The following is a 23,708-nucleotide window of genomic DNA, read 5'->3' as shown; positions in this document are numbered from 1 at the left end:
TAAATTTTTTTGTGATATTTTGTATAGCTGTTACGTTTTATATATGAAGTACTTCAACAGATACAGAAGAAAGGAAGTGACATAATGGAACTTGATAGAATGGCGGAAATATACGATAGAAATAAGAATACAGTTTTTCGCATGGCATTTTCTTATTGCAAGAACAAGGCGGATGCAGAAGATATAATGCAGGATGTTTTTATAAAGCTATTTACCGGCGGAGTAGAGTTTGAAGACGAAAACAAAGAGCGAAGCTGGCTTCTGAAGGTCACTGTGAATAAGTGCAGGGATATGTTCCGCTCACTGAGATACAGGTATTCATTGACTTCGATACCCCTTGATGAGGCTTGTCTCACCTATGAGACCCCCGAAGAAAGCGAAGTCTATCACGCTGTAATGTCGCTTCCGACAAAATACAGGATCGTTATTCACTTATATTACTACGAGGGCTACTCCGTAAAGGAGATAAGCAGTATCACAGAGACAAATGAATCGGCTGTCCAGACTCAGCTGTACCGTGCAAGAAAGAAGCTTAAAGACACCCTTGGAAAGGAGCTCCTATCATGAATATGAACGATTATAAAAAAGTAACTGACCGCTTGGAACCTGATGAGCGGTGCAGAAAAGAGGTACTTGATATGAGTAAACGTGAGAACAGAATAAAGCAGAATACAAACGACTTTGAGGAAAAGGTATCAGGCGTAGAAGTTCGCCGCGGAAACGGCGCTCTAAGATTTGTCGGTATCGCAGCTGCTTTCGCACTGATAGCAGGCGGTATAGGAACAACAGGTGTACTTCTCCATAAGAACAGCAGGAACGTCTCGCAGCTAACAGAGGCAGGCGAGGAGGAAACGATTACCGAAGAGCTTACTGAGGAGGTAACAGAAGAGCCCACTGAATCCGAGGCAGGCGAAGATTATGATTATGAAGCTATCGCCAGAGAGATCACAGACGGATATCTTGAAAGAACCAATATTCTTGTATACGGCGATGTGGAGTATGACGCAAATGATACCATAACATTCTATACCTATGACAGTTCTGATGCCGAATGGTCAGAAAAATACGGCGGTGAGCGTACATTCTGCAAAGTGACTGATGAGCGCTTCAACAGCTGTCAGGATATCTACGATTACTACAAAGAGCCAATTGCTAACACTATTGAATTTGAAGGCTATAGCGAGCCTTTAATAATGGCTTCTGATTATAAGGACGGTGTCGCTTTAGATGGAGCCGGTGTAGTAAGCTATCTTGGCGGAGATGCAAGCAGATTTGAAAACGGCAGCAAGGTCGACTTATATATCCCAGATCCAGAAGATGACAGCACTGTTGATTATACAGCCCACTGTATCAATTCGGGAGTCTATATTGATTATAATGGCTCGCTCTACGTTACACCTCGTGCTGCACAGTATGATATAGGCGAGCATTATACTTCCGAGCCTGTGATAGTTGAAAACAGCGAGGACAAGATAGTAGTTTCACGCTATATCGATTATGATATGCGAAATGAACAATACGGCATACAGAAACTGTTTACCTTAGTGCTCCAAAATGGTGAATGGAAGATACAGAGCATAGGAACAGGTCTACAGCCTGAGTATCTGTCATCAATTGCTATCCAGAGCTATCTTGAGCATAAGCCTGAATACTACGACATCGCTATCGACAACGGAGATATTGAGCACCCTCTTGAGATGCTGGAATATGATGAAGAAAACAAAACTTCACGGGTACACGCTGTTCTTCATGATATAAACGGTGTTGATGCAATAGATGTAACAGCAGATATTGATCTGGGTAGTGTCAAGGTAACATCAGCAGATATAACAAGACTCAATGAATATGATGGTACACTGAAGCGTCCAAGCGTTATCTGGGCTAAGGAACACCCCGACGGCAAGGAATAAAAAACTATCCCCTGAACATAAAAGTTCAGGGGATTTTTGTAACATTAATAGGGTTCCTGCATAGAATATAAGCAGGGGAGAGATCAGACATCAACTATATTGGTAACAACTCCCGCAGGAGATATGTCAATGTGACCGAAGGAAGGCTTTTTTCCGTCACGAGGGATAGAAGCGCTTCCGGGATTCATCATGTAAAGTCCGTTTTCGTTGCTCTGATAGCGGACATGGGTATGCCCGAAAAGAACTATATCACAGCCGTTAGTCAGCGCAAGGTTTTTCAGCCTGTCCAGAGAGCCGCCTACACCGTAAAGGTGACCATGAGTGGCGAGTATCTTATGCTCAAGGACAGGAAGAACAAAAACATCATTGCTGAGGCTATCAAAGTCGCAGTTGCCGGCAACGTGTATTATTTTTGGAGCAAGCTTCTGATGAGACAGGATAAAATTGTCCAGTTCACGCTCGCCGTCGCCAAGGTGTATTATCCAGTCGGCATCGGTATTTCGGAGAATTATACTTTCAAGATTGAAGTAATTACCATGTGTGTCTGATAAAACAACAATTCGCAAGAAGATCCCTCCCAGTGAAGAATATACCATATTATAACATATTTTAATTCAAAATGCAATATAATATTGTATAAAATATAAAAAGGAGGCATTTATGAATAATAATATAGATCCCAAAAAGATCTCGGGACTGCTCAATGTAGTCAGTAAGAAGATAGGAGTCCCGCCAGAAAAGCTGCGTTCAGAGCTTGAGGAGGGTAAGTTTGACAGTGCTCTTTCAGCCATGAACAAAAATGATGCAGCAAAATTTCAACAGGCTGTTAATAATCCGAAGCTTGTTGAAAAAATGATGAGCACTCCGCAAGCCAAAGCTCTCTATGAGAAGCTTTCGGGCGGTAAGAAATAACGGGAGAGACAAGTGGACGACATAATGAGCAGGATCAGTGAATTGCTGTCAGATGAGGAGAGCGTAAAGCAACTGTCAGAGCTTGCACAGATGCTTGTCTCAGAGGAGAATGCTGATAATGAGGATACAGCTGAGCAGTCAGATGTCCAGCCGGATCTCGGAGCTGTACTTAAACTGACAAGTCTTGTGGGAGCCGCTTCAAATGACAGCAGGAATACTGACCTGCTCCTGGCACTAAAACCTCATCTCGGAGCTGATAAGCAGAAACGTGTGGATAAGGCGATAAAGCTGATGAAGCTCCTTGCAATGTGGAATATTGCAAAGGACAGCGGTCTCTTGCAAGAGCTGATCTGATCCAGTGGGAGGTGATCTGATGGCGGTATATAACAAGGGCAGCAGAAAAGAAAGCGGCTGTGAGAATATGAAGATATATCAGAGCTGTCCGAGGAATATCGCCGCAGATATTCCTCCTGAGAGTGAAAGGTGCTCGGATAGAAGCGATTATAAAAGCTCTGATAACAGCCCGTTCAAAAAAATAATAGATGACTTTCTTGACGGAGGTATTGACAGCGATAAGCTGCTGATCGCTGTGCTTCTATATCTTCTGATAAAAGAAGGCGCTGATATAAAGCTTATCATCGCTCTTGGATATATACTGATGTGAGAGGTAAAAATGGATACAGAAATGATCTTCAGAATTGGTTGTGCAGCTGTTATAATAATTGTTGCAATATACTATTTCAGGCGCGAAAAAAAGGTGCTTTCACTGTTTATCGGAGCTGTTACAGGCTGCGCAGCGCTGTTTATCGTCAATAAGTACGGCGGAATGCTCGGCGTGGACATACATCTCAATCTTTTTAATACAGTTGGAAGTATCGTACTGGGAGTTCCGTTTGTGGTATTTCTTGTAATAATGAATTTTTTGTAAAAATAAAGTTCTATTTCACAAAAACTATTGAATTATTATGTTTTTTATGGTAAAATATACTTATAGGAGGTGGATCATGAACATTATCGATATCATCAATAAAACTAAAAAATCACAGGAACTCAACGAAGAAGAGATCTCATGGCTGGTAAAAAGCTACACAGATGGCGAAGTCCCCGATTATCAGATGTCAGCGTGGCTTATGGCTGTATGTCTCAACGGACTGACCGAAAAGGAGACCTTTGCTCTTACTGCTGCTATGCGTGACAGCGGTGATATTCTTAAGCTCAGTATTCCTTACACTGCGGACAAGCACAGCACAGGCGGAGTAGGCGACAAGACATCGCTCATAATCGGACCTATCGTAGCAGCCTGCGGTGTATGTGTGGCAAAAATGTCAGGCAGAGGACTGGGGCACACTGGCGGTACTATCGACAAGCTTGAGAGTATCGAAGGCTACAGGACTGATCTTCCTCTGGCAGAATTTGAGAAAATTCTCAGGCACACAAATTTCTCCATCATTTCTCAGACAGGAGAGCTTTGTCCTGCCGATAAGAAGATGTATGCACTCAGAAATGCGACCGGTACTGTTGACAGTATACCGCTTATCTGTGCAAGTATCATGAGCAAGAAGCTTGCAATGAATGCGGATTGTCTTGTGCTTGACGTAAAATACGGATCGGGAGCTTTTATGAAATCCAAGGAAGACGCTGAAAAGCTCGCTGTGTTAATGGAAAAGGTGGGTAAATCAGCAGGTAAGAAGTGTAAGGCTGTAGTTACTGATATGGATTCTCCTCTCGGACGAAATATCGGCAATGCACTTGAAGTCAAGGAAGCTGTCGAAGTCCTTCAGGGCAAGGTGAAAGGAAAGCTTTACGACATCTGTATAGAGCTTGCAGCGGATATGCTGGAGCTTTCAGGCAAGGGTGACAATGAAGCCTGCCGCAAGATGGCTGAAGAAGCTGTTTCATCGGGCAGGGCTCTGGGAGTTCTGCGGGATACTATCAAGCTTCACGGCGGAAACTACAATATCTGTGATGATACATCACTTCTTCCTCAGCCGCTTCTTAAGTATGAGATCAGAGCAACTAAGGATATGAAGATACTCGGTTTCAACTGCGAGGAGCTTGGAATGACTTCACTTCTTCTGGGGGCAGGAAGGCTTACAAAGGAAGACAAGCTGGATATGAGCGCGGGTATCGTTATGAACTGCGATATCGGAGATCAGCTTGCTGCTGATGATATAATCATGACGCTGTATTCTACAGTTTGCAGCGATTTCTCTGATGCTGCGGTCAGAGCTCTCAATGCTGTTAAATTCGAGATAACCGAAAAGCCAAGCTATACCTGATACAGGTGCAAATAATAAATGGAGGTCGTTAAAAATGGGATTTGTTGATTCAGTAAAGGACATTGCAGGAAAATTCGGTGAGTCAGTTGAGCGCGGAGCAAAACAGGTTTCCAACAGCTCCAAAAAATTCGCCGAAAAGACAAAGATGAAGCGTGAGATCGCGCGTGTCCAGTCTGATATAAACACTGATTACATAGAGCTGGGAAAGGTCATGTTCGAGAAGATCTGCGATGATCCCGACAATGAATATGCTTCCATAGTATCCGATATAAAGGACAAGAGTGCAAATCTTGAGGAACTCAGGAAGCTGCTTATGACACTTGAGGATAAGGTTACCTGTGTAAACTGCGGTGCGCATATACGCAAGGATCAGATTTACTGCGATAAATGCGGCACAAAGGTTGAACGTCCTGAAAATGAGCCTGCTGCTGAAGTCGTTGAGGCGGAAGTGGTATCAGAAGAAGCTGTTTTCAGTTCAGATGAGGTAGAATAATATTTTTTAAGGCGTATCTGCAAAGGATACGCCTTTATTTATGCAAAGTGCTGTAAATACGGCAATGCGATTTGGCGGTAAAAACGAAAAATAGGTATTTACTTTTTCGCTTTTTTGTGATAAAATATAAATAGTTTATCGCTTTGCAGCTTTTTTGCTTTTATAGGCAAAAGTTAAAAACTGCTTTTGCAGAAAGGATCTTTATAATGCCCATTACTGATTTACTTGAAAGAAACGCCGAATTATACGGCAATGACGTGGCTCTCGTGGAGGTCAACCCTGAGATAACAGAAGTTCGCCGTGTTACATGGAAGGAATATGAACTCATAGAGCCCAATCCGGAATGTCACTACAGACGTGAGATCACATGGAAAGTATTCGATGAAAAGGCTAACCGTTTCGCGAATATGCTCATTGAAAGAGGTGTACATAAAGGAGACAAGGTAGGAATACTTCTTATGAATTGTCTCGAATGGCTCCCTATATACTTTGGTATACTCAAAACAGGTGCTCTTGCAGTACCGCTCAACTTCAGATATACAGCTGACGAGATCAAGTATTGCCTTGACCTTGCAGAGGTAGATGTACTCATGTTCGGTCCCGAGTTTATCGGAAGGATCGAGGAGATCGCTGACGAGATAAGCAAGAACAGACTTCTGTTTTATGTAGGCGAAGGATGTCCCTCATTTGCTGAGCACTACGACAGCCTTGTTTCTAACTGTGCAAGCTCTGCTCCTGATGTAAAGCTTACCGATGATGATGACGCAGCTATCTACTTCTCATCAGGTACAACAGGCTTCCCCAAGGCTATCCTTCATGATCATACAAGTCTTATGCATTCCGCTAAGGTTGAGCAGAAACATCACGGTCAGACCAGAGATGATATTTTCCTCTGTATACCTCCTCTTTATCATACAGGCGCTAAGATGCACTGGTTCGGCAGCCTTTACTCAGGCAGCAAGGCTGTGCTCCTCAAGGGAGTAAAGCCAAAGTCTATTATTGAGACTGTTTCGGAAGAAGGCTGCACCATCGTGTGGCTGCTGGTTCCGTGGGCTCAGGATATACTTGATGCCATCGATAGGGGAGATATTGATCTTTCCAACTATGATCTTGACCAGTGGAGACTTATGCACATCGGCGCACAGCCTGTTCCTCCGTCGCTTATCGCTCGCTGGAAGAAGGTCTTCCCCAAGCACCAGTATGATACAAACTATGGTCTCAGTGAGTCTATCGGCCCCGGCTGTGTTCACCTCGGCGTTGAGAATATCCACAAGGTAGGTGCTATCGGTAAAGCAGGCTACGGCTGGGAGGTCAAGATAGCTGACGAAAACGGAAATGCAGTTGAGCGTGGACAGGTCGGCGAGCTTCTTGTTAAAGGTCCCGGTGTTATGAAGTGCTATTACAGAGACGCTAAAGCTACTGCCGAAACTCTCAAGAACGGCTGGCTCTATACAGGTGATATGGCTCAGGAGGACGAGGACGGCTTCATTTATCTTGTTGACCGTAAGAAGGATGTTATCATCAGCGGCGGTGAGAACCTTTACCCTGTTCAGATCGAGGACTTCCTCAGAAGCCACCCTGCTATAAAGGATGTTGCTGTTATAGGTCTGCCCGATAAGCGTCTTGGTGAGATAGCTGCTGCTATAATTTCGATCAAGGAAGATCATAATTGCACAGAGGAAGACATAGCTTCCTTCTGCCAGAAGCTTCCCAGATACAAGAGACCTCATAAGATCATCTTTGCAGATGTTCCGAGAAATCCCACAGGAAAGATCGAAAAGCCAAAGCTTCGTTCTATTTACTGCGGAGAAAGCCTTGTTGCAACTCAGATAAAGAACTGATAGATTTAAGACCGATGGAGCTTTTTTCATCGGTCTTTTACTTTGTTTTTGCAGATTTGCAGGCGGTAAAGATCACTCAATCGACTATATTCGACAAAACTCGTCAATTCGCGACGAAATCGCCTATGTAAAACTTGGCAAAAGTATGGTATAATTTGTCTGAAAACATCGAAGGAGTGGATCAATAAATGAAGAAAAACGTCGAAGCAATCATCGTAAAAACACTATTAAACCTTGGGATTTCTCCTAACACAAAGGGCTATCATTATCTGCGGGACGGCATACTGATATGTGTGACCTCAGAAGGTAATCTGACAGTTTTCAGCAAAGACCTTTACTCTAAGCTGGCGGAGACCTATCATACTACCGAGTGTTCGGTAGAACGTGCGGTAAGACACGCTATCAAGTCAGGCTGGTACCGTCATAATGAAGAACTTGCAGAAGTGATCTTTATGAACACACTTCAGAGCGAGAATGATATTCCCACAAATTCCGTATTTATCTCAACCATATCCGAATGGATAAGGATAAACTATTCGGATCTTCTGTAATACCGGAAAAGGCAGCTTTACCGAGCTGCCTTCTTTTTTATACATAAAAGTAAAAAATCGCAGCTCAGTAATCTGAGCTGCGATAATAATGTGGTGAGACATGAGGGATTTGAACCCTCGACCCTACGCTTAAAAGGCGTATGCTCTACCGACTGAGCTAATGTCTCACAACAAAATTAATTATATCAAATTTTGCTATGATTGTCAAGGCGTTTTTCATCTTTTTATATTAACTGTTATTATGCTAACTTTTGCAGAACAAATTAGTGCAATTTGACGTTTTTGATATTCAGGCTTGACTTTTCCTTCTATACATGATATAATATTAAAGTCGTCAAATGATGTGCTTGTAGCTCAGCTGGATAGAGTGACTGGCTACGAACCAGTAGGTCGGGGGTTCGAATCCCTCCAGGCACGCCATATGACTAAAGCCTCTGCGAAATATCGCAGGGGCTTTTATTTTTCTTGACATAAATGGTGAAAACGGGTATAATATATAAGTATTAATGATAGGAGGGAATTCTATGCTGAAAAGATCAATTATCGGTCTGCTGTGTACGGCTGCTGCGGCGACGGGAATGCTTAAATTCTCCATGTCGGCATATGCAACTACAGCGGATGACGTTGCGGCTGTTGCCAGATCCTACGGCTATTCCGAGGAGGATATACAGGCAGGCTATAATGAGTACTACTCTCACCCCGAGGATTATCCTTCCGAGAGGCTCGATAAAGCAATTGCAAAGCTGCATGAGGCGGGTGGACAGATAATCACTACAGGCCCTCAGGTGCCTAATAACACCGTTACAACAACAGTAAAGGCTGCGGACCCCGTAGATACGCCTTCCGATACTCCTCAGAACGGCGGTATCACACTTACCGCAAGTGACGGATCAACTTTCACGAGGATCAGCAAGGAAGAGTTCATCAAGCTTTCCTATGATGAAAAAATGGCTTACGTGAGAAGCTTTACTCCTGCTCAGCAGCAGGCTATAATAGATAATCTCAGCCCAGAGGAGTACAGGAGCCTTATGAAACAGACTCCGTCCCAGCAGAAGCTCCAGATAGTTGGAACGCTTTCCGAAGCTGCTGAGGAAATGGGGCTTAACGTAACTGTTGATGAGATCTCTGATGATTCTCTTACTCTGGCTATGAGAAATAACAGGGGAGAACTGGTAAATGTTTCCACAGCAGGAGCGTCAGTAGAGGACACAGGCTACGACAGAAGAGGAATACTTGCTGTAGCCGGTATTCTTATAGGTCTTAGTGTCTCAGCAGTATTCCTGCTTATGAGACGTTCTAAAATCGGCGGATCGGAGAATTAAATGGAAAAGAATAAAAACAAAGACAGCACTCTGATCCATATTGCTACACCGTTCGTTCTTCTGGCTCTTTGTATAGGTCTGTTTATGATAGCTATGATAAAACCTTCTGACAAGATCAGGATGTACCTTAATCTGGCTTTTATGGACAGCCTTAAAAATACTCCCGAGTCAGCAGGTTCCGGACTTGTTGTACGTGATAATGATATTATAACTGATTATGATGGTGAAACCTCCGAAGAGGGGGAGTTCATCAGACCTAAATTCGGTGAGATGTATGCTGAAATGACCTGTTCCGCTTTTGACATTACTATCCCTGTATACTGGGGAAGCAATTCCGAATTGTTTGAACGCGGTGCCTGCCAGTCTGCCGGATCAGTCATTATAGGAGATAAGGGCAATACTGTGATAAGTGCTCATGTTGATACATTTTTCTCTGAGCTTTACAAGCTTGAAAAAGGCGATACCGTAACGCTCAGGACCAACTACGGTTCATTTGTTTATACAGTAAAGGAACCTATCAGCTTTAACAAGAAGGACGGCAAGTATGTCGCTCCCTCCGAAGACACAAAACTGACGCTCTATACCTGTAAAAAGGATATTCTCGGCAATGCTGACGAGCGTACGGGAGTTGTATGTGAGCTTACAGAGAAAAAGTTCTACAGCATAAAAGGAGGGGAGCTCTCACGATGAAAAAAGTAAGTACCTACCTTCCTTCACTGATAATATCAGTTATACTTGTTTTTCTTCTGATCATCAGTTCAGCTGTTCTTCTTGTGGATATAAATATTTCTTCTTCAAAGCTGAAAAATCTTGCGGCTAAAAACGACCTCGAGTCAAAGATATATACCGAGCTGAATAAGAATTACAAGGATAAGTATAATACAACAGGAATTCCATCGGAAGTTTATATGGACTCTATCAGTAATTCTTACCTGAAAAGTGTAGAGGAAGCTTATATCGATGCTGCATTTGATGCTCTTGAAGGCAGCGGAAGGATGAATGTAAATGTGCCTTCAAATCAGAAGCTCGAGGAAAGTATTGACCGCTTTTTCAATGATTTTGCTGACGAAAACAACTATGAAAAGGACGATAACTTCGGTCTCAAGCTTCGTAACACAAAGGAGAACGCATACAAAACCATCGGTGCATATTGTGATGTCTATAAATTTTCGTCAATGAGTGAACATGGTATTCTTCCGAAACTATCTAAGCTGTATTCAAACCGCTTTTTGGCTACAGCGGGTGTTCTCGGTGCTACTATACTGATGATAATACTTCTTGTACTGATAAATCGCAAAAAGAAGATAACAACACTGTATTGGTGCGGTATTTCTGCTATAATCTCGGGCATTCTCGGCGGAGTTCCGAGTATATATCTTTTAGCCGTGAAATACTTCGATTCCTTTTCAATAAAGCAGGCTCCCGTATTCACTGCATTCACCAGTGCTATGTACAAGTATACAGAAGCTTTTATGGCTGTTCAGATGGCGTTTATAGTTATTGGTATCTCACTTGTGGTGATATATGGTGTCACACATGAGAAGAAAAAATATCCCGATACAAAACCTACAGATATTAACTGACTTAAACAGCTGCTTTATGCAGCTGTTTTGTTATAATTAACTAATAATTAAAGTTTACATTTTTGTCGCAGCTTGTTGACAAAAAGCTGCAAATGATGATATAATAGTTTTATCGGTTATACCGGTAGAACAAATTATTTAAGGAGGCAAAAAAATATGGAATCAATCAAAAAGTACATCGCTGAAGTAATTGGTACATTTGTACTTGTGCTTCTCGGCTGCGGTACAGCAATGCTTGTAGGCTGCGACGCAACATCAGGCGGGGGATATATCCTCACCGCACTTGCTTTCGGTCTCGTTATCGTTGGTATGGCTTACTGTATCGGAAACATTTCAGGCTGCCACATAAATCCTGCGGTATCTCTCGGAGTTCTTCTCACAGGTGGCATGACATTTACCGACTTTATCGGTTATGTAGTGTCACAGTGTGTCGGCGCTATCGCAGGTGCAGGTATGCTCAAAGCTATCTTCGATCTTGGGGATGTTACAGATATGACCGGCGGCTACGGAGCAAACGGACTTGCAGGCGTTAACGGTAACGCAGGTGCAGGAATACTGGTAGAGATCCTTCTTACATTCATCTTTGTAATGACAATTCTGGGTGTTACATCAAAGAAGGCTAATCACGGTTCATTCGGCGGACTTATAATCGGTCTGACTCTTACACTTGTACATATCTTTGGAATCGGTCTTACAGGTACATCTGTAAATCCCGCAAGAAGCCTTGGACCCGCGCTTTTAGCAGGCGGCGATGCTCTCGGCGATCTTTGGGTATTTATCGTAGGACCTTTTGTAGGCGCATTACTTGCAGCATTTGTTTATAAGTTCCTTGAGTCTTCAAACAAGGTTGTAAAGCCTGTTGCAGAAAAGCCGGCAGCTAAGACAGTTACTCCCGCTAAAACAACAGCTTCAAAGAGCAACTCTAATAAGAAGAAAAAGAAATAATGATTTAAGCTCCCTGATCTCAGGGAGCTTTTTTATAGCTATAAAATGATTTTTCTTGAAAAAAGCAAAGAGAAGTGATATAATAAAACTAATGAAAAAAGAGGCAAACTTTCACCAAATCAAAGTTTGGTGAAAGTTTAGAGACATATTAACAGGAGAGAGTTATGAGACATCTATTTATAATGGATCAAAAGGATTACGATAATAGCTGGAAAAGATATAATCGACCGTCCGTGCGTGGTATTATAATCAATAATAAGAAAGTCGCAATGGTTTACAGCAGAAAGTTTGATTATTATAAGTTTCCTGGCGGCGGAATCGAAAATAATGAAGCTCACATAGAAACTCTCAAGCGTGAGATGTCTGAAGAGACTGGTCTTATCATTTATGAGCCTTCGGTAACTGAGTATGGTTCGGTCCTGAGGATCCAGAAAAGCCGCTTTGAAGAAAACACAGTTTTTGAGCAGGAAAACTTTTATTATCTGTGTGATGTATTATCGGATGAAAGCCGGCAGTCGCTTGATGAATATGAAGCTGATGAGGGCTTTGTACTTGAATACGTGTCACCCGATTATGCTATTTCAGTTAACAGAACACATGATCATTGCGGCTATGATGAACAACTTATAGAGCGTGAATCACGTGTTCTTGAATCACTTGTAAAGGACGGGCTTTTATGAATAATCTGAACTCACCCGATAATCCTGAGTTTCTCAATGATTATCTTGTACATATGAAAATAGTTAAACTTCTTGCTCAAAGGACTATTGAGGAATATTATACCGATATACGGTTGTTTCTTAGGTTCGTTTATGAGAATGAACATAACACAGGAAAGCCCCTTGAGGAAATAGCGATACGTGATATGACTACAGCAGACCTCAGAAAGATCACTGTTTCGGACATATATAATTTTATTTTTTATACCTCGGACGAGCGAAAAAACAAGGACAGAGCTCGCTACAGGAAGATCTCATCCCTTAGAAGTTTCTTTAAATATCTGGAAAAAGTAGCGCATATCATTGAAATCAATCCCACAAAGGATCTTGATGTTCCGGTACCGAAGGCTTCTTTGCCTAAGTTCCTTTCTCTGAACGAGAGTTTAAGGCTTCTTGAGACTGCTGACAGTGCCGATTCAAAGAGGGATTATTGTATTATAACTCTTTTTCTTAACTGCGGTATGCGTCTCAGCGAGCTTGTTGGGATTAACATAAAAGATATAGATTTTTATGAAAATCGACTCAAGGTACTTGGCAAACGCAGTAAGGAGCGTATGGTGTATCTGAATGCTGCTTGTGTTGATGCTCTCAATAAATATCTTGAAATACGGAAGAATAATCCAAAGGCTGCTGATGAGCCTGCATTGTTTATAAGCAATCAGAACAGACGTATTTCAAAGCGCCGTGTTCAGCAGATAGTTGAAGAAACATTGCAGAAAGCAGGCCTTGACGGAAAAGGAATTACCACACATAAGCTTCGTCATACAGCTGCTACACTTATGTATCAATATGGAGATGCAGATGTGCTTACTCTCAAGGAGCTTCTTGGACACGCAAGCATATCCACTACAGAGATATACACTCATCTAAATGATGAGAACGTAAGAAACGCCATAGAAAGCAATCCGCTCGCAAAAATAACATCTGAGAGCGATGATGATAAATAATATGTAAAAGCTGTCTTTATATGTTGCAAAATCATCAGATTTGTAGTATAATATTTTGGGAGATTTATCAGATAGAAAATCGGAGGTCAACTATCTATGTGTGGAATCGTAGGTTTTACGAATAATATTGAAAATACTGACGAAGTCCTTGAAAAAATGATGGACCGTATCAGACACAGGGGGCCGGACGCAGAGGGCAAATATATTGACGAGGATATTGCTCTCGGTCACAGAAGGCTTAGTATCATTGATATTAGCTCAAGCGGCGATCAGCCAATCTTCAACGAGGATAGTTCTCTTGTTATTATCTTTAACGGAGAGATCTATAATTATAAGGAGATCCGTGAAAAGCTCATAGAAGCAGGTCACAGCTTCAGAACAAACACGGATACAGAAGTTCTTATACACGGCTACGAGGAATACGGTGAAAAGCTTCTGAATATGCTCAGAGGTATGTTTTCATTCGTTATTTGGGACAAAAATAAAAAAGAGCTTTTCGGCGCAAGAGACTTTTTCGGCATCAAGCCGATGTACTATGCAAATATGAATGGTACGCTTATGTTCGGCTCAGAGATAAAGAGTTTCCTTGAACATCCGAATTTCACTAAAGAGCTGAACACAACTGCACTTGAGAACTATCTCACCTTCCAGTACTCCCCTACTTCCGAAACTTTCTTTAAAAATGTTTACAAGCTTCCACCTGCTCATTATTTCCGATTCAAGGACGGAAAATTTGAAGCTAAGCGATATTGGGACGTAAAATTTAACGCTGACGGCAAGCCGCAGCTTGATGAGTGGGTGAATATGATCTCCGATACATTCCATAACTCCGTTGAGGCCCATAAAATAGCCGATGTTGAGGTCGGCTCATTCCTCTCCAGCGGTGTTGATTCAAGCTATGTAGCGGCAATTGCCGATGTTGACAAGACCTTTACAGTCGGATTCGGCAGCGATGAAAAATATAATGAGATCGGTTGGGCTAAGAATTTCTCGGCTGCTATCGGCAAGGAGAATACCAGCAAGGTCATTACTCCCGAGGAATACTGGAACAGCCTTTCTATGATACAGTACCATATGGACGAACCTCTTGCTGATCCTTCCGCAGTTGCACTTTATTTCGTCTGCAATATAGCTTCTGAAAAGCTCAAGGTCGTTCTCTCAGGTGAGGGTGCTGACGAGATATTCGGCGGTTATAATGTTTACAGTGATCCGGACGGCACACTGTATGATAAACTGCCGCGCCCTGTAAAAAGAGGTATCGGCAAGATAGCTTCAAAGCTTCCAGCAAGACGCGGAGTGAATTTCTTTGTCCGCAAGGGCAAGGACGTTGAGGAGCGCTTTATCGGAAACGCTTATATGTTTACCCCTGATGACAGAAAGGCTCTTCTGAAGATAGAAACAGAAGCTCCTGATCCTACACAGATAACATGGCATTTTTATAAGAATGTCAGGGGTAAGGACGATGTTACAAAAATGCAGTATCTTGACCTTCATATGTGGATGGCAGGAGATATACTCCTCAAGGCTGATAAAATGAGTATGGCAAATTCGCTTGAGCTGAGAGTCCCCTTCCTTGATAAAGAGGTCATGGCTCTCGCAGAGAAAATACCCACTAAGTACAGAGTCACACATGATAAGGGTACTGATGAGACAAAGTACATCACAAAGTATGCTATGCGTCTGGCGGCGAAAAAGGATACTCCCGAGCAGACCGCAAAGACAGCAGCAAAAAAGAAGCTCGGCTTCCCTGTTCCTATAAGGGTATGGCTTAAAGAAGACAAGTATTATGAGCTGGTAAAGAGCTATTTTGAGGGAGAGAGCTCTCAGAAATTCTTCAATACCGCTCCCCTTTTGAAGCTTCTTGATGACCACCGTGCAGGCAAGGCAGATAACAGCCGTAAGATATGGACCGTTTTCATCTTCCTTGTATGGTATAAGGTCTATTTTGAAAACGACGGAAAATATTGATCTACAGGAGATAATATGCCAAGTATAGTTACTTATAAATATATAAAACAAAATCCGGATATAATGGAATATATTCGCCGTGCCGACAAGGCTCTTGAGGCGCTGGGATACACCGAGCATTCCTTTCCTCATGTGGAGAGAGTTGCACACACATCAGCTATGATACTTGAGTCGCTTGGGTACGATGAAAGGACTGTGGAGCTTGCTAAAATAGCCTCCATAATGCATGACATCGGTAATGTTATAAACAGAGTGGACCATGCTCAGAGCGGTGCGGTCATGGCTTTCAGACTGCTGGATAATCTGAGTATGCCTGCGGACGAGATATGCTCTATAATTTCCGCTATCGGAAACCATGACGAGGGTACGGGTCAGCCTCTTGACCCTATTTCGGCTGCAATGATAATCGGTGACAAGACCGATGTCAGAAGAAGCCGTGTCCGTAATCATGACCTTCTTACATTTGATATTCACGACCGTGTAAACTATGCAGTAGAAAAATCAAATGTAAGATTTAATGACAGCAAGACCTCTATTATACTTGAACTCCAGATAGATACGGAAATATCCTCCGTACTTGAATATTTTGAGATATTTATGGAGCGTATGCTGCTGTGCAAAAGAGCTTCTAAGTTCCTGGGAGTTCAGTTTGAAATGATGATAAATGACAGTAAAATACTGTAAATAATACAACGGAGGTTCAAATATGTTTTCAGAGTATCAGCATCTTATTGATCTGAATGATTATCCTGTTTCATGGTGGAAGAGCGTGGTAGAGCTTGGCGAAAAGATATACCGCTCCCCTGCTGATTACGCCCATGAATGTGACGGAAAGATAATGGCTACACTTTTCTATGAGCCGTCCACCAGGACACAGATGTCCTTCCAGACTGCCATGATAAGACTTGGCGGACAGATAATCGGATTTGATAATCCTGCCAATTCATCAGTTGCAAAGGGCGAGACCATCAAGGATACTACAAAGATAGTCAGCAATTATGCAGATGTTCTTGTTATACGTCACCCTATTGCCGGTGCAGCAAAGGCAGCTTCTCTTACTACCGACTGCTCTGTAATAAATGCAGGCGACGGCGGTCACCTCCACCCGACTCAGACACTTACCGATCTGCTTACTCTGAAAATCGAAAAGAAGACATTATCAGGGCTCACTATAGGAATGTGCGGTGATCTTCTTAACGGAAGAACTGTTCACTCGCTATGTAAGGCTCTGAGTATGTTCGAGAACAATAAGTTTGTGTTTATTTCTACACCTCAGCTGAGGATGCCTGCCTACATAAAGGATATAATCAAGGCAAACGGCAGCAGCTTTACAGAGGTAAACACCCTGGAAGAAGCTATCGGCGATCTCGATGTACTCTATATGACAAGAATCCAGCAGGAGCGTTTTGCAAGTGAGGAGGAATATCTTGCTCAGAAGAACACATATGTCCTTGACAAGAAGAAAATGCTTCTTGCAAATAAAGATATGATCGTAATGCATCCCCTGCCGAGAGTTGATGAGATCACAGTTGAAGTAGATGATGACGAGAGAGCAATGTACTTCAAGCAGGCTAAGTATGGTATGTATGTACGTATGGCTCTTATAATGACTATACTCAAGGAGAAAAAGCCTTCAGAGACACTTAAAGGCAAGGTTTTTACAGGTGTAAGATGCAGCAATCCAAGATGTATTACTAACCATGAGGAATACCTCCCCAAGAGCTTCCGCTCCAGCGGCGATGAAACGCTTCTTGAGTGCGAATACTGTGATGAGAGAAAACTTATATAAAAATGAATATCCGTACAGGGTGATCTGTACGGATATTTTTTTTGCAATCTCAAAAAATTTTTTTGAAAAAGTACTTGACAAATCTGTTACAGCTGTGTATACTGTATATATACAGTATGAAAGGAGTGAACAGATGAACATCTTTATTGATAACAGAAGCGGTGCTCCGATCTATGATCAGATCTATAACCAGATAAAAGATCTGATAATCAGCGGTGAACTGAGAGGAAATGATCCTTTGCCTTCAATACGAAGTCTGGCAAAGGATATGCGAATAAGTGTTGTTACAACTAAACGAGCCTATGACGAGCTTGAACGTGAAGGGCTGATATATACGCTCCCTGCAAAGGGCTGCTTTGTTGCTCCGCAGAATACAGAGATTCTTCGGGAACAGAATCTGAAAAAAATAGAGGAGCATATCGTTGAGATAAAAAAGCTTGCCGCTTCGTGTAAGCTTACTAAAGAAGACATTATAGTAATGTTTGATATACTTGATGAACAGGAGTGATCTTATGAACGCATTGGAAATTAAAGATCTTACAAAGGAATACAAAGGTTTTAAACTGGATAATCTCTCACTTACACTTCCTACAGGCTGTATTATGGGACTTATCGGTGAAAACGGAGCAGGTAAAAGTACCACTATAAACTCAATTCTCGGGTTAAAGAAATATGACCATGGAACGATCAAGGTTCTTGGACAGGATATGAACGCCGAACTGAAGCAGGATATCGGAGTAGTACTTGACGAAGTTGGTATTCCTCAGGCACTCAATATTAAGAATGTCAGATCGGTGATGAAGAATATATATTCAAATTGGGACGATAAGGCTTTCGGGGACTACGTAAAGAAGTTCTCGCTTCCTGATAACAAAAAATTCAGCGACTTTTCAAAAGGAATGAAGATGAAGCTTGCAATTGCCATTGCACTCTCTCATAACGCAAAGCTTCTCATACTTGATGAACCTACAAGCGGTCTTGATCCACTTGTCAGAGACGAGATAATCGATATTCTCAATGACTTTACAAGAGATGAGGGACATTCGATCCTTATTTCCTCCCACATTGTAAGCGACCTTGAAAAGCTTTGTGATTATATAGCTTTTCTTCATAAGGGAAAGCTTATGCTCTGTGAGGAGAAGGATGTTCTTCTTGAAAGATACCGCTTTATAAACGCAACTGAGGAACAGCTTTCCGAGCTTGATCCGGATGCGATTAAGGGAAAGAAGACAGGTAAATTCAGTACAGAGGCCATCGTTGATCAGAAGCTTATTCCTGCAAGTTTCCGGACTGCTCCTATCACTATTGAAGATCTTTTTGTATTTATGGCTAAGGAGGAAAACTGACATGAAAGGCTTACTTTTAAAAGAAATCTATGTAATGTTTAAGAATAATAAAATCTCAATGATCGTTATACCGCTTTTTTCGCTGTTTGGTATTTTCAATAAGCAATTTATGTTTGTAATGCTCATTCCGGTACTTCTTTCCATGTTGACCCTTGGAACTATGACTTACGATGAGCTGAGCCGCTGGAATTCCTTCGCGCAGTGTATGCCGGTTGAGAGAAAGAGCATTGTTTCATCCAAGTACATTACCATGGTACTTATGGCTTTAACAGGTTCAGTTATTGTCAGCGCAGTACACTTTATCCAGTCAATGATACAGAATACAGTTGATATACGCTCGACCGGCCTCATGGCTCTGGCTTCCTTTGCCCTTGCTCTTGTAGTCCCCTGCCTGTCCATTCCTCTCAACTTCAAATTCGGCACCACCAACGGCAGGATATTCTACCTTATAATTGCAGGCGTTATCTGCGGCGTCATTCCCGCAATGGTGATGTCTGATTCAAAAAAGTTTACTTCAAAGGCTATGAAGCTGTTCAGTAACTTCCCTGCTTTCTTTGCTTTATCGATCGTTGTTATAATTGCAGTAATTGCAGTTTCCTGGCTTGTTTCGATAAGAATATATGAAAGAAAAGAGCTTTAATGAAAAAGTCCCGCAGCTGTCTTACATAGACATACTGCGGGACTTTTTTATGCAAAAAACATAGCATTTCCGAGTGATCTCAGAAATGCTATGGAAAAAATTTCTTTAGTTCTTCTTCTTAGCTTCGATCTCAGCAAGAGCGTCCTTGCGTGAGAGGTTTATTCTGCCCTGACGGTCGATCTCTGTTACCTTAACAACAATCTCGTCACCGATAGAAACAACATCCTCTACCTTCTCTACTCTCTGCTTGTCCAGCTTTGAGATGTGTACAAGACCGTCCTTGCCGGGAGCGATCTCTACGAATGCACCGAAGTCCATGATCCTTACTACCTTACCCTTGTAAATAGCGCCTACCTCAGGGTCGTTTGCGATAGTGTGGATTATCTGGAGAGCCTTGTTTGCATTATCAGCATCAACACCGCTGATAAATACATTACCGTCATCGCTGATGTCGATCTTAACGTCGCAGTCTGCGGAGATCTTCTGGATGACCTTACCGCCCTGACCGATGACTTCACGGATCTTGTCAACGGGGATCTTTGTCTGGAGCATCTTGGGAGCATACTTGTTTACAGTAGGTCTGCTCTCGGGAATAGCCTTGAGCATGATCTCATCAAGGATATAGAGACGAGCCTTTCTTGTCTTCTCAAATGCTTCCTTTATGATAGCGGGTGTAAGTCCGTCTACCTTAATATCTACCTGAATAGCTGTGATACCCTTGTGAGTACCGCCTACCTTGAAGTCCATATCGCCGAAGAAATCCTCAAGACCCTGGATATCGACCATTGTCATGAAATCATCACTGTCGGGAAGTGTAATAAGTCCGCATGAGATACCTGCAACGGGAGCCTTGATCGGAACGCCTGCGTCCATAAGAGCAAGTGTTGAACCACAGATAGAGCCCTGTGATGTAGAACCGTTGGAAGAAAGTACCTCGGAAACCAGTCTCAGTGCATAGGGGAATTCCTCTACAGGGGGGATTACCGGAGCAAGAGCTCTCTCGGCAAGAGCACCGTGACCGATCTCACGACGTCCGGGACCTCTGCTGGGCTTTGTCTCACCTACAGAGTAGCTCGGGAAGTTGTACTGGTGCATATATCTCTTTGAATCCTCTTCGTCAAGACCGTCGATCTTCTGAGAATCGCTTACAGGTCCGAGAGTTGCGACAGTGAGTACCTGTGTCTGACCTCTTGTAAAGAGACCTGAACCGTGTACACGAGGAAGAACACCAACCTCAGCAGCAAGAGGACGGATCTCGTCGATTCCACGACCGTCAACACGCTTGCCTTCATAGAGCCATGTACGAACGATCTTCTTCTGAAGCTTGTAGATGCACTCGTCGATCATGGGAATCTGCTCAGGATACTTCTCATCGAAGTTTGCATGGATATCATCAACGATGGGAGCGAGTCTCTCATCGCGAACGTTCTTGTCATTTGTATCAAGAGCGACCTTTACGCGGTCAGCTGCAAATGCTTCGATAGCATCGAACATATCGTGGTCAACTTCCATTGACTCGAATGTGAACTTGGGCTTACCGATCTGAGCGCGGATATCGCTTATGAAAGCGACCATCTTCTTGATCTCCTCGTGACCCTTGAGTATAGCCTCAAGCATTGTGTCCTCGGGAACTTCGTTAGCGCCTGCCTCGATCATTACGATCTTCTCGGCTGTACCTGCAACTGTAAGAGTGAGGTCAGTCTTAGCTCTCTGCTCAAGTGTAGGATTGAGAACGATCTCACCGTCTACGAGACCAACATTGATACCGGCAATAGGACCATTCCACGGAATATCGGAAATAGAGATGGCTATTGAAGTAGCGATCATACCAGCGATCTCAGGTGAGTTGTCGGGCTCTACTGCAAGAACTGTCATTACAACAGAAACGTCATTTCTCATGTCCTTAGGGAACAGAGGACGGATAGGTCTGTCAACGCAGCGTGATGTAAGGATAGCCTTTTCGGAAGGCTTGCCCTCACGTTTTGTAAATGAACCGGGGATCCTGCCTACTGAGTAGAGTCTCTCCTCATAGTCAACGGACAGAGGGAAGAAATCAATACCCTCTCTGGGCTTTGCACTTGCTGTTACGTTAGCCATTACGACTGTCTCGCCGTATCTTACCCAGCATGAACCGTTGGAAAGTCCGCAGGTCTTGCCGGTCTCAACGATAAGCGGTCTGCCCGCATATGTTGTTTCAAAAGTTCTGTAGTTTTCAAACATATAATCTGCCTCCAATTTGATTATTTTTTATCAGAGGAGAGCCTTTAGAAGTTAGAGGTAAAAGCCTGTAAACAGTCGTTTCCGACCCTTACCTCTGACTTCTAATCCCTGCACTCTGATAGACGTAAAGGCAGAAGGGCATAATACCCCGCTGCCTTCGTACACATGATTACTTACGGAGACCGAGCTTCTCTACGATAGCACGGTATCTGTTGATGTCCTTCTTCTTGAGATAGCCGAGAAGGTTACGTCTGTGACCAACCATCTTGAGAAGACCTCTTCTTGAGTGGTGATCGTTCTTGTGGGTCTTGAGGTGATTTGTAAGGTCGTTGATCCTTCTTGTGAGGATAGCGATCTGAACCTCAGGAGATCCTGTGTCGTTTTCGTGTGTTCTGTTAGCCTCAATAACGGCTGTCTTTTCATCCTTCAATAACATTTGAAGCACCTCTTGATAAAATATATTCCGTTAACTCAGTATGGGGTGAAAGTCGAGGACAAGCCCCGAACCAAGTACACGGTGATAATATTATACCACATAAATTCATTTTTGTAAAGCCTTTTTTTCGATTTTTACGAAAAAACTGCATTTTATTAAGTTATATGTTCTGCTGTTTTAACAGTTTTCTTAAAGAATATAGTTGACTAATGATGCGTTATGTGGTAAAATAGTAGTTAAGAGGTCTGCCTATTAACAGATTGGAGGATTAGGTTATGAAAAAAAATGCTTTCGACTATGTATGGACAGATAAAAAACGTTCACTTTTCGGTCTGCCTCTCACCTTTACCAGGTATTATCTTACCGAATCGAAATTCATTACCAGAACGGGATTCCTCAGTATTGATGAGGATGAGATCGACCTTTACAAGATCACAGATAAAAAAGTAAAGTATCCGTTTTTCCAGCGCCTTTTCAATTGCGGCACCATTATCATATACAGCCGAGATGCTGATACTCCTTCCAAGGAGGTCCACTGCATAAAAAATGTCAGAAAGGTCTCGGAGCTCATTGATAAGTATCTCACTATCATGAGAGATAAGTACGGGATCAGAGGCAGAGATATGATGGGCTTCCATTCAGGTCACGATCAATACGACGAGTACGACGATATGCATGACCACGACGGAGATTTTTGATTTCAGAGGTGATTGGGAGAATGCTCTCGTTTATAACAGAAAAACAATCCAGCTGGGACAGACTAAAAGCTGAAAAGCGCCCTATCTTCATATATGGTATGGGTGACGGAGCACTGAAGATCATGTCTGTTTTCCGTAATAAGAAAATCACTGTAGCAGGTATCTTTGCAAGCGATGATTTTGTACGCGGACATTCTTTTGAGGGTTACAGAGTACATAAGCTTTCGGAAATAGAAGAAGCTGTTGACGATTTTGTTGTTGTTCTCGCATTTGCAGCAGGTTATCAGGAGATAGTGGATAAGGTCCACGCTATTGCTGCAAAGCACACGTTGTATGTCCCTGATGTTCCTGTCATCGGCAGCGGTATTTTCACTTATGAGTACTGCGAGGAGCACGCTGACAAGATACAGCAGGTCTATGACAGCCTTGCTGATGATTATTCACGCAAGGTATATGCAAATATCATCAATTTCAAGATCAGCGGTAAGATAGAATACCTGTCGGCAGTTACTACTCCCAAAGCTGAGATATACAAAAAGATCATCAAGCCTAATCTGAATGAGGTCTATGTTGATCTGGGCGCATATAACGGCGATACTATCAAGGAGATCCTTGAGTTTACTCATGGCAAGTACGTTTCGATATACGCTCTTGAGCCTGATAAAAAGAATTTCAAGAAGCTGGCAAAGTTTGTTGACGGTATGCCTCATGTTTATGCTTATAATGCAGCGGCATGGTGTGTGGATACCGAACTTCCCTTCTCCGCAAAGGCGGGACGTCAGTCCGCCATAAGTGCAAGCTCTGACAATATGGTGGGAGCACTTTCCGTGGATAGTATCCTTGCCAAAAAGCCTGCAACGATCATAAAAATGGACGTTGAGGGCTTTGAACGAGAGGCTATATGGGGTTCTGCACTTACGATCTCACACTACGCTCCTAAGCTTATGGTTTCACTTTATCACAGAAATGAGGACATTTTTGAGCTTCCCCTGCTTATCAAGAAACTCAATCCTTCATATAAGCTCTATATAAGACATCAGCTCTATATTCCGGCATGGGAAACCAATCTCTACGCTACTTTATAAAAAAATGAACCTCCTATGGTATTC

The 23,708-nt window shown here is 42.7% G+C and carries 27 protein-coding genes and 2 tRNA genes; 25 read left to right on the top strand and 4 right to left on the bottom strand.

Features of this window, described 5'->3' with window-relative positions; translation table 11 throughout:
- The first annotated feature begins 84 nt into the window (after nt 1–84).
- Together T488_RS0109225 and T488_RS0109220 are read left to right on the top strand one after the other, a co-directional pair.
- On the top strand, nt 85–567 hold the full coding sequence (locus T488_RS0109225; protein ID WP_051536407.1) for an RNA polymerase sigma factor: 483 nt from the start codon (nt 85–87) through the stop codon (nt 565–567).
- Nucleotides 564–1,910: a hypothetical protein gene (locus T488_RS0109220; RefSeq protein WP_028520537.1), complete on the top strand. Its 1,347-nt coding sequence runs from the start codon at nt 564–566 to the stop codon at nt 1,908–1,910. The genes T488_RS0109225 and T488_RS0109220 overlap by 4 nt, the downstream gene beginning before the upstream one ends.
- An 83-nt stretch (nt 1,911–1,993) precedes the next feature.
- Here the strand turns inward: T488_RS0109220 and T488_RS0109215 are convergent, their stop codons facing one another.
- Nucleotides 1,994–2,476: a metallophosphoesterase family protein gene (locus T488_RS0109215; RefSeq protein ID WP_028520536.1), complete on the bottom strand. Its 483-nt coding sequence runs from the start codon at nt 2,474–2,476 to the stop codon at nt 1,994–1,996.
- Between the two features lie 94 nt (nt 2,477–2,570).
- Between T488_RS0109215 and T488_RS0109210 the strand changes: the two genes are divergently transcribed.
- The 8 genes from T488_RS0109210 (at nt 2,571) to T488_RS17505 (ending at nt 7,986) form a co-directional block, all read left to right on the top strand.
- On the top strand, nt 2,571–2,822 hold the full coding sequence (locus tag T488_RS0109210; RefSeq protein WP_028520535.1) for a hypothetical protein: 252 nt from the start codon (nt 2,571–2,573) through the stop codon (nt 2,820–2,822).
- Nucleotides 2,823–2,834: 12 nt separating this feature from the next.
- The gene (locus T488_RS0109205) at nt 2,835–3,176 is read left to right on the top strand and encodes a hypothetical protein (protein ID WP_028520534.1); all 342 of its coding nucleotides are present in this window, start codon (nt 2,835–2,837) and stop codon (nt 3,174–3,176) included.
- Between the two features lie 19 nt (nt 3,177–3,195).
- Complete coding sequence (locus T488_RS17515; protein WP_037297645.1) at nt 3,196–3,486, top strand: hypothetical protein; 291 nt, start codon at nt 3,196–3,198, stop codon at nt 3,484–3,486.
- A 21-nt stretch (nt 3,487–3,507) separates the two neighbouring features.
- Nucleotides 3,508–3,750 (top strand): pro-sigmaK processing inhibitor BofA family protein, encoded by a 243-nt coding sequence (locus T488_RS0109195; protein WP_196243293.1) that lies wholly within the window; start codon nt 3,508–3,510, stop codon nt 3,748–3,750.
- A gap of 76 nt (nt 3,751–3,826) precedes the next feature.
- Entirely contained in the window at nt 3,827–5,101 is a 1,275-nt protein-coding gene (locus T488_RS17510) for a thymidine phosphorylase (protein ID WP_037297642.1), read from the top strand.
- A gap of 34 nt (nt 5,102–5,135) precedes the next feature.
- Complete coding sequence (locus tag T488_RS0109185; RefSeq protein ID WP_028520532.1) at nt 5,136–5,594, top strand: zinc ribbon domain-containing protein; 459 nt, start codon at nt 5,136–5,138, stop codon at nt 5,592–5,594.
- 206 nt (nt 5,595–5,800) lie between these two features.
- Entirely contained in the window at nt 5,801–7,435 is a 1,635-nt protein-coding gene (locus T488_RS0109180) for a class I adenylate-forming enzyme family protein (RefSeq protein WP_028520531.1), read from the top strand.
- Between the two features lie 188 nt (nt 7,436–7,623).
- On the top strand, nt 7,624–7,986 hold the full coding sequence (locus T488_RS17505) for a sporulation initiation factor Spo0A C-terminal domain-containing protein (protein WP_037297639.1): 363 nt from the start codon (nt 7,624–7,626) through the stop codon (nt 7,984–7,986).
- 91 nt (nt 7,987–8,077) lie between these two features.
- On the opposite strand, the gene T488_RS0109170 is transcribed toward T488_RS17505, so the two are convergent.
- A tRNA-Lys gene (locus tag T488_RS0109170) sits at nt 8,078–8,153 on the bottom strand.
- A gap of 176 nt (nt 8,154–8,329) precedes the next feature.
- Here T488_RS0109170 and T488_RS0109165 point away from each other — a divergent pair.
- The 13 genes from T488_RS0109165 (at nt 8,330) to T488_RS0109105 (ending at nt 19,245) form a co-directional block, all read left to right on the top strand.
- Nucleotides 8,330–8,406 (top strand) — tRNA-Arg (locus T488_RS0109165).
- Between the two features lie 104 nt (nt 8,407–8,510).
- Complete coding sequence (locus tag T488_RS0109160) at nt 8,511–9,308, top strand: hypothetical protein (RefSeq protein ID WP_028520530.1); 798 nt, start codon at nt 8,511–8,513, stop codon at nt 9,306–9,308.
- The gene (locus T488_RS0109155; RefSeq protein ID WP_028520529.1) at nt 9,309–9,998 is read left to right on the top strand and encodes a class D sortase; all 690 of its coding nucleotides are present in this window, start codon (nt 9,309–9,311) and stop codon (nt 9,996–9,998) included.
- Nucleotides 9,995–10,891 (top strand): hypothetical protein, encoded by an 897-nt coding sequence (locus T488_RS0109150; protein WP_028520528.1) that lies wholly within the window; start codon nt 9,995–9,997, stop codon nt 10,889–10,891. Before T488_RS0109155 ends, T488_RS0109150 begins: the two co-directional genes overlap by 4 nt.
- A gap of 156 nt (nt 10,892–11,047) precedes the next feature.
- Nucleotides 11,048–11,836, top strand: a complete 789-nt coding sequence (locus tag T488_RS0109145; protein ID WP_028520527.1) for an MIP/aquaporin family protein — start codon at nt 11,048–11,050, stop codon at nt 11,834–11,836.
- A gap of 164 nt (nt 11,837–12,000) precedes the next feature.
- Nucleotides 12,001–12,516: an NUDIX domain-containing protein gene (locus tag T488_RS0109140; RefSeq protein ID WP_028520526.1), complete on the top strand. Its 516-nt coding sequence runs from the start codon at nt 12,001–12,003 to the stop codon at nt 12,514–12,516.
- Nucleotides 12,513–13,502: a tyrosine recombinase XerC gene (locus T488_RS0109135; RefSeq protein ID WP_028520525.1), complete on the top strand. Its 990-nt coding sequence runs from the start codon at nt 12,513–12,515 to the stop codon at nt 13,500–13,502. The genes T488_RS0109140 and T488_RS0109135 overlap by 4 nt, the downstream gene beginning before the upstream one ends.
- A 96-nt stretch (nt 13,503–13,598) precedes the next feature.
- Nucleotides 13,599–15,470: an asparagine synthase (glutamine-hydrolyzing) gene (gene asnB, locus T488_RS0109130; protein ID WP_028520524.1), complete on the top strand. Its 1,872-nt coding sequence runs from the start codon at nt 13,599–13,601 to the stop codon at nt 15,468–15,470.
- A gap of 15 nt (nt 15,471–15,485) precedes the next feature.
- On the top strand, nt 15,486–16,154 hold the full coding sequence (locus T488_RS0109125; protein WP_028520523.1) for an HD domain-containing protein: 669 nt from the start codon (nt 15,486–15,488) through the stop codon (nt 16,152–16,154).
- Nucleotides 16,155–16,176: 22 nt separating this feature from the next.
- Entirely contained in the window at nt 16,177–17,259 is a 1,083-nt protein-coding gene (gene pyrB, locus T488_RS0109120; protein WP_028520522.1) for an aspartate carbamoyltransferase, read from the top strand.
- A 133-nt stretch (nt 17,260–17,392) separates the two neighbouring features.
- Entirely contained in the window at nt 17,393–17,767 is a 375-nt protein-coding gene (locus tag T488_RS0109115) for a GntR family transcriptional regulator (RefSeq protein ID WP_028520521.1), read from the top strand.
- A 4-nt stretch (nt 17,768–17,771) separates the two neighbouring features.
- Nucleotides 17,772–18,605 (top strand): ABC transporter ATP-binding protein, encoded by an 834-nt coding sequence (locus tag T488_RS0109110; RefSeq protein ID WP_028520520.1) that lies wholly within the window; start codon nt 17,772–17,774, stop codon nt 18,603–18,605.
- A gap of 1 nt (nt 18,606) precedes the next feature.
- The gene (locus T488_RS0109105; RefSeq protein WP_028520519.1) at nt 18,607–19,245 is read left to right on the top strand and encodes an ABC-2 transporter permease; all 639 of its coding nucleotides are present in this window, start codon (nt 18,607–18,609) and stop codon (nt 19,243–19,245) included.
- Between the two features lie 105 nt (nt 19,246–19,350).
- Here T488_RS0109105 and T488_RS0109100 read toward each other — a convergent pair whose 3' ends face one another.
- Both T488_RS0109100 and rpsO read right to left on the bottom strand, forming a co-directional pair.
- The gene (locus T488_RS0109100; protein WP_028520518.1) at nt 19,351–21,465 is read right to left on the bottom strand and encodes a polyribonucleotide nucleotidyltransferase; all 2,115 of its coding nucleotides are present in this window, start codon (nt 21,463–21,465) and stop codon (nt 19,351–19,353) included.
- Between the two features lie 169 nt (nt 21,466–21,634).
- The gene (gene rpsO / locus T488_RS0109095) at nt 21,635–21,901 is read right to left on the bottom strand and encodes a 30S ribosomal protein S15 (protein ID WP_028520517.1); all 267 of its coding nucleotides are present in this window, start codon (nt 21,899–21,901) and stop codon (nt 21,635–21,637) included.
- 275 nt (nt 21,902–22,176) lie between these two features.
- On the opposite strand from rpsO, the gene T488_RS0109090 reads away from it, so the two are divergent.
- Both T488_RS0109090 and T488_RS0109085 read left to right on the top strand, forming a co-directional pair.
- Nucleotides 22,177–22,599 carry a PH domain-containing protein gene (locus tag T488_RS0109090; RefSeq protein ID WP_028520516.1) on the top strand — a complete coding sequence of 141 codons (423 nt, stop codon included), beginning with the start codon at nt 22,177–22,179 and terminating at the stop codon, nt 22,597–22,599.
- Nucleotides 22,600–22,697: 98 nt separating this feature from the next.
- Nucleotides 22,698–23,684, top strand: a complete 987-nt coding sequence (locus T488_RS0109085; protein ID WP_242838321.1) for an FkbM family methyltransferase — start codon at nt 22,698–22,700, stop codon at nt 23,682–23,684.
- Nucleotides 23,685–23,708: the final 24 nt, after the last annotated feature.

Source organism: Ruminococcus flavefaciens ND2009, from assembly GCF_000621785.1.
In the GTDB taxonomy this organism is placed as follows: Bacteria; Bacillota; Clostridia; order Oscillospirales; family Ruminococcaceae; genus Ruminococcus; species Ruminococcus flavefaciens_C.
This window is presented reverse-complemented; position numbering and strand designations above follow the sequence as displayed.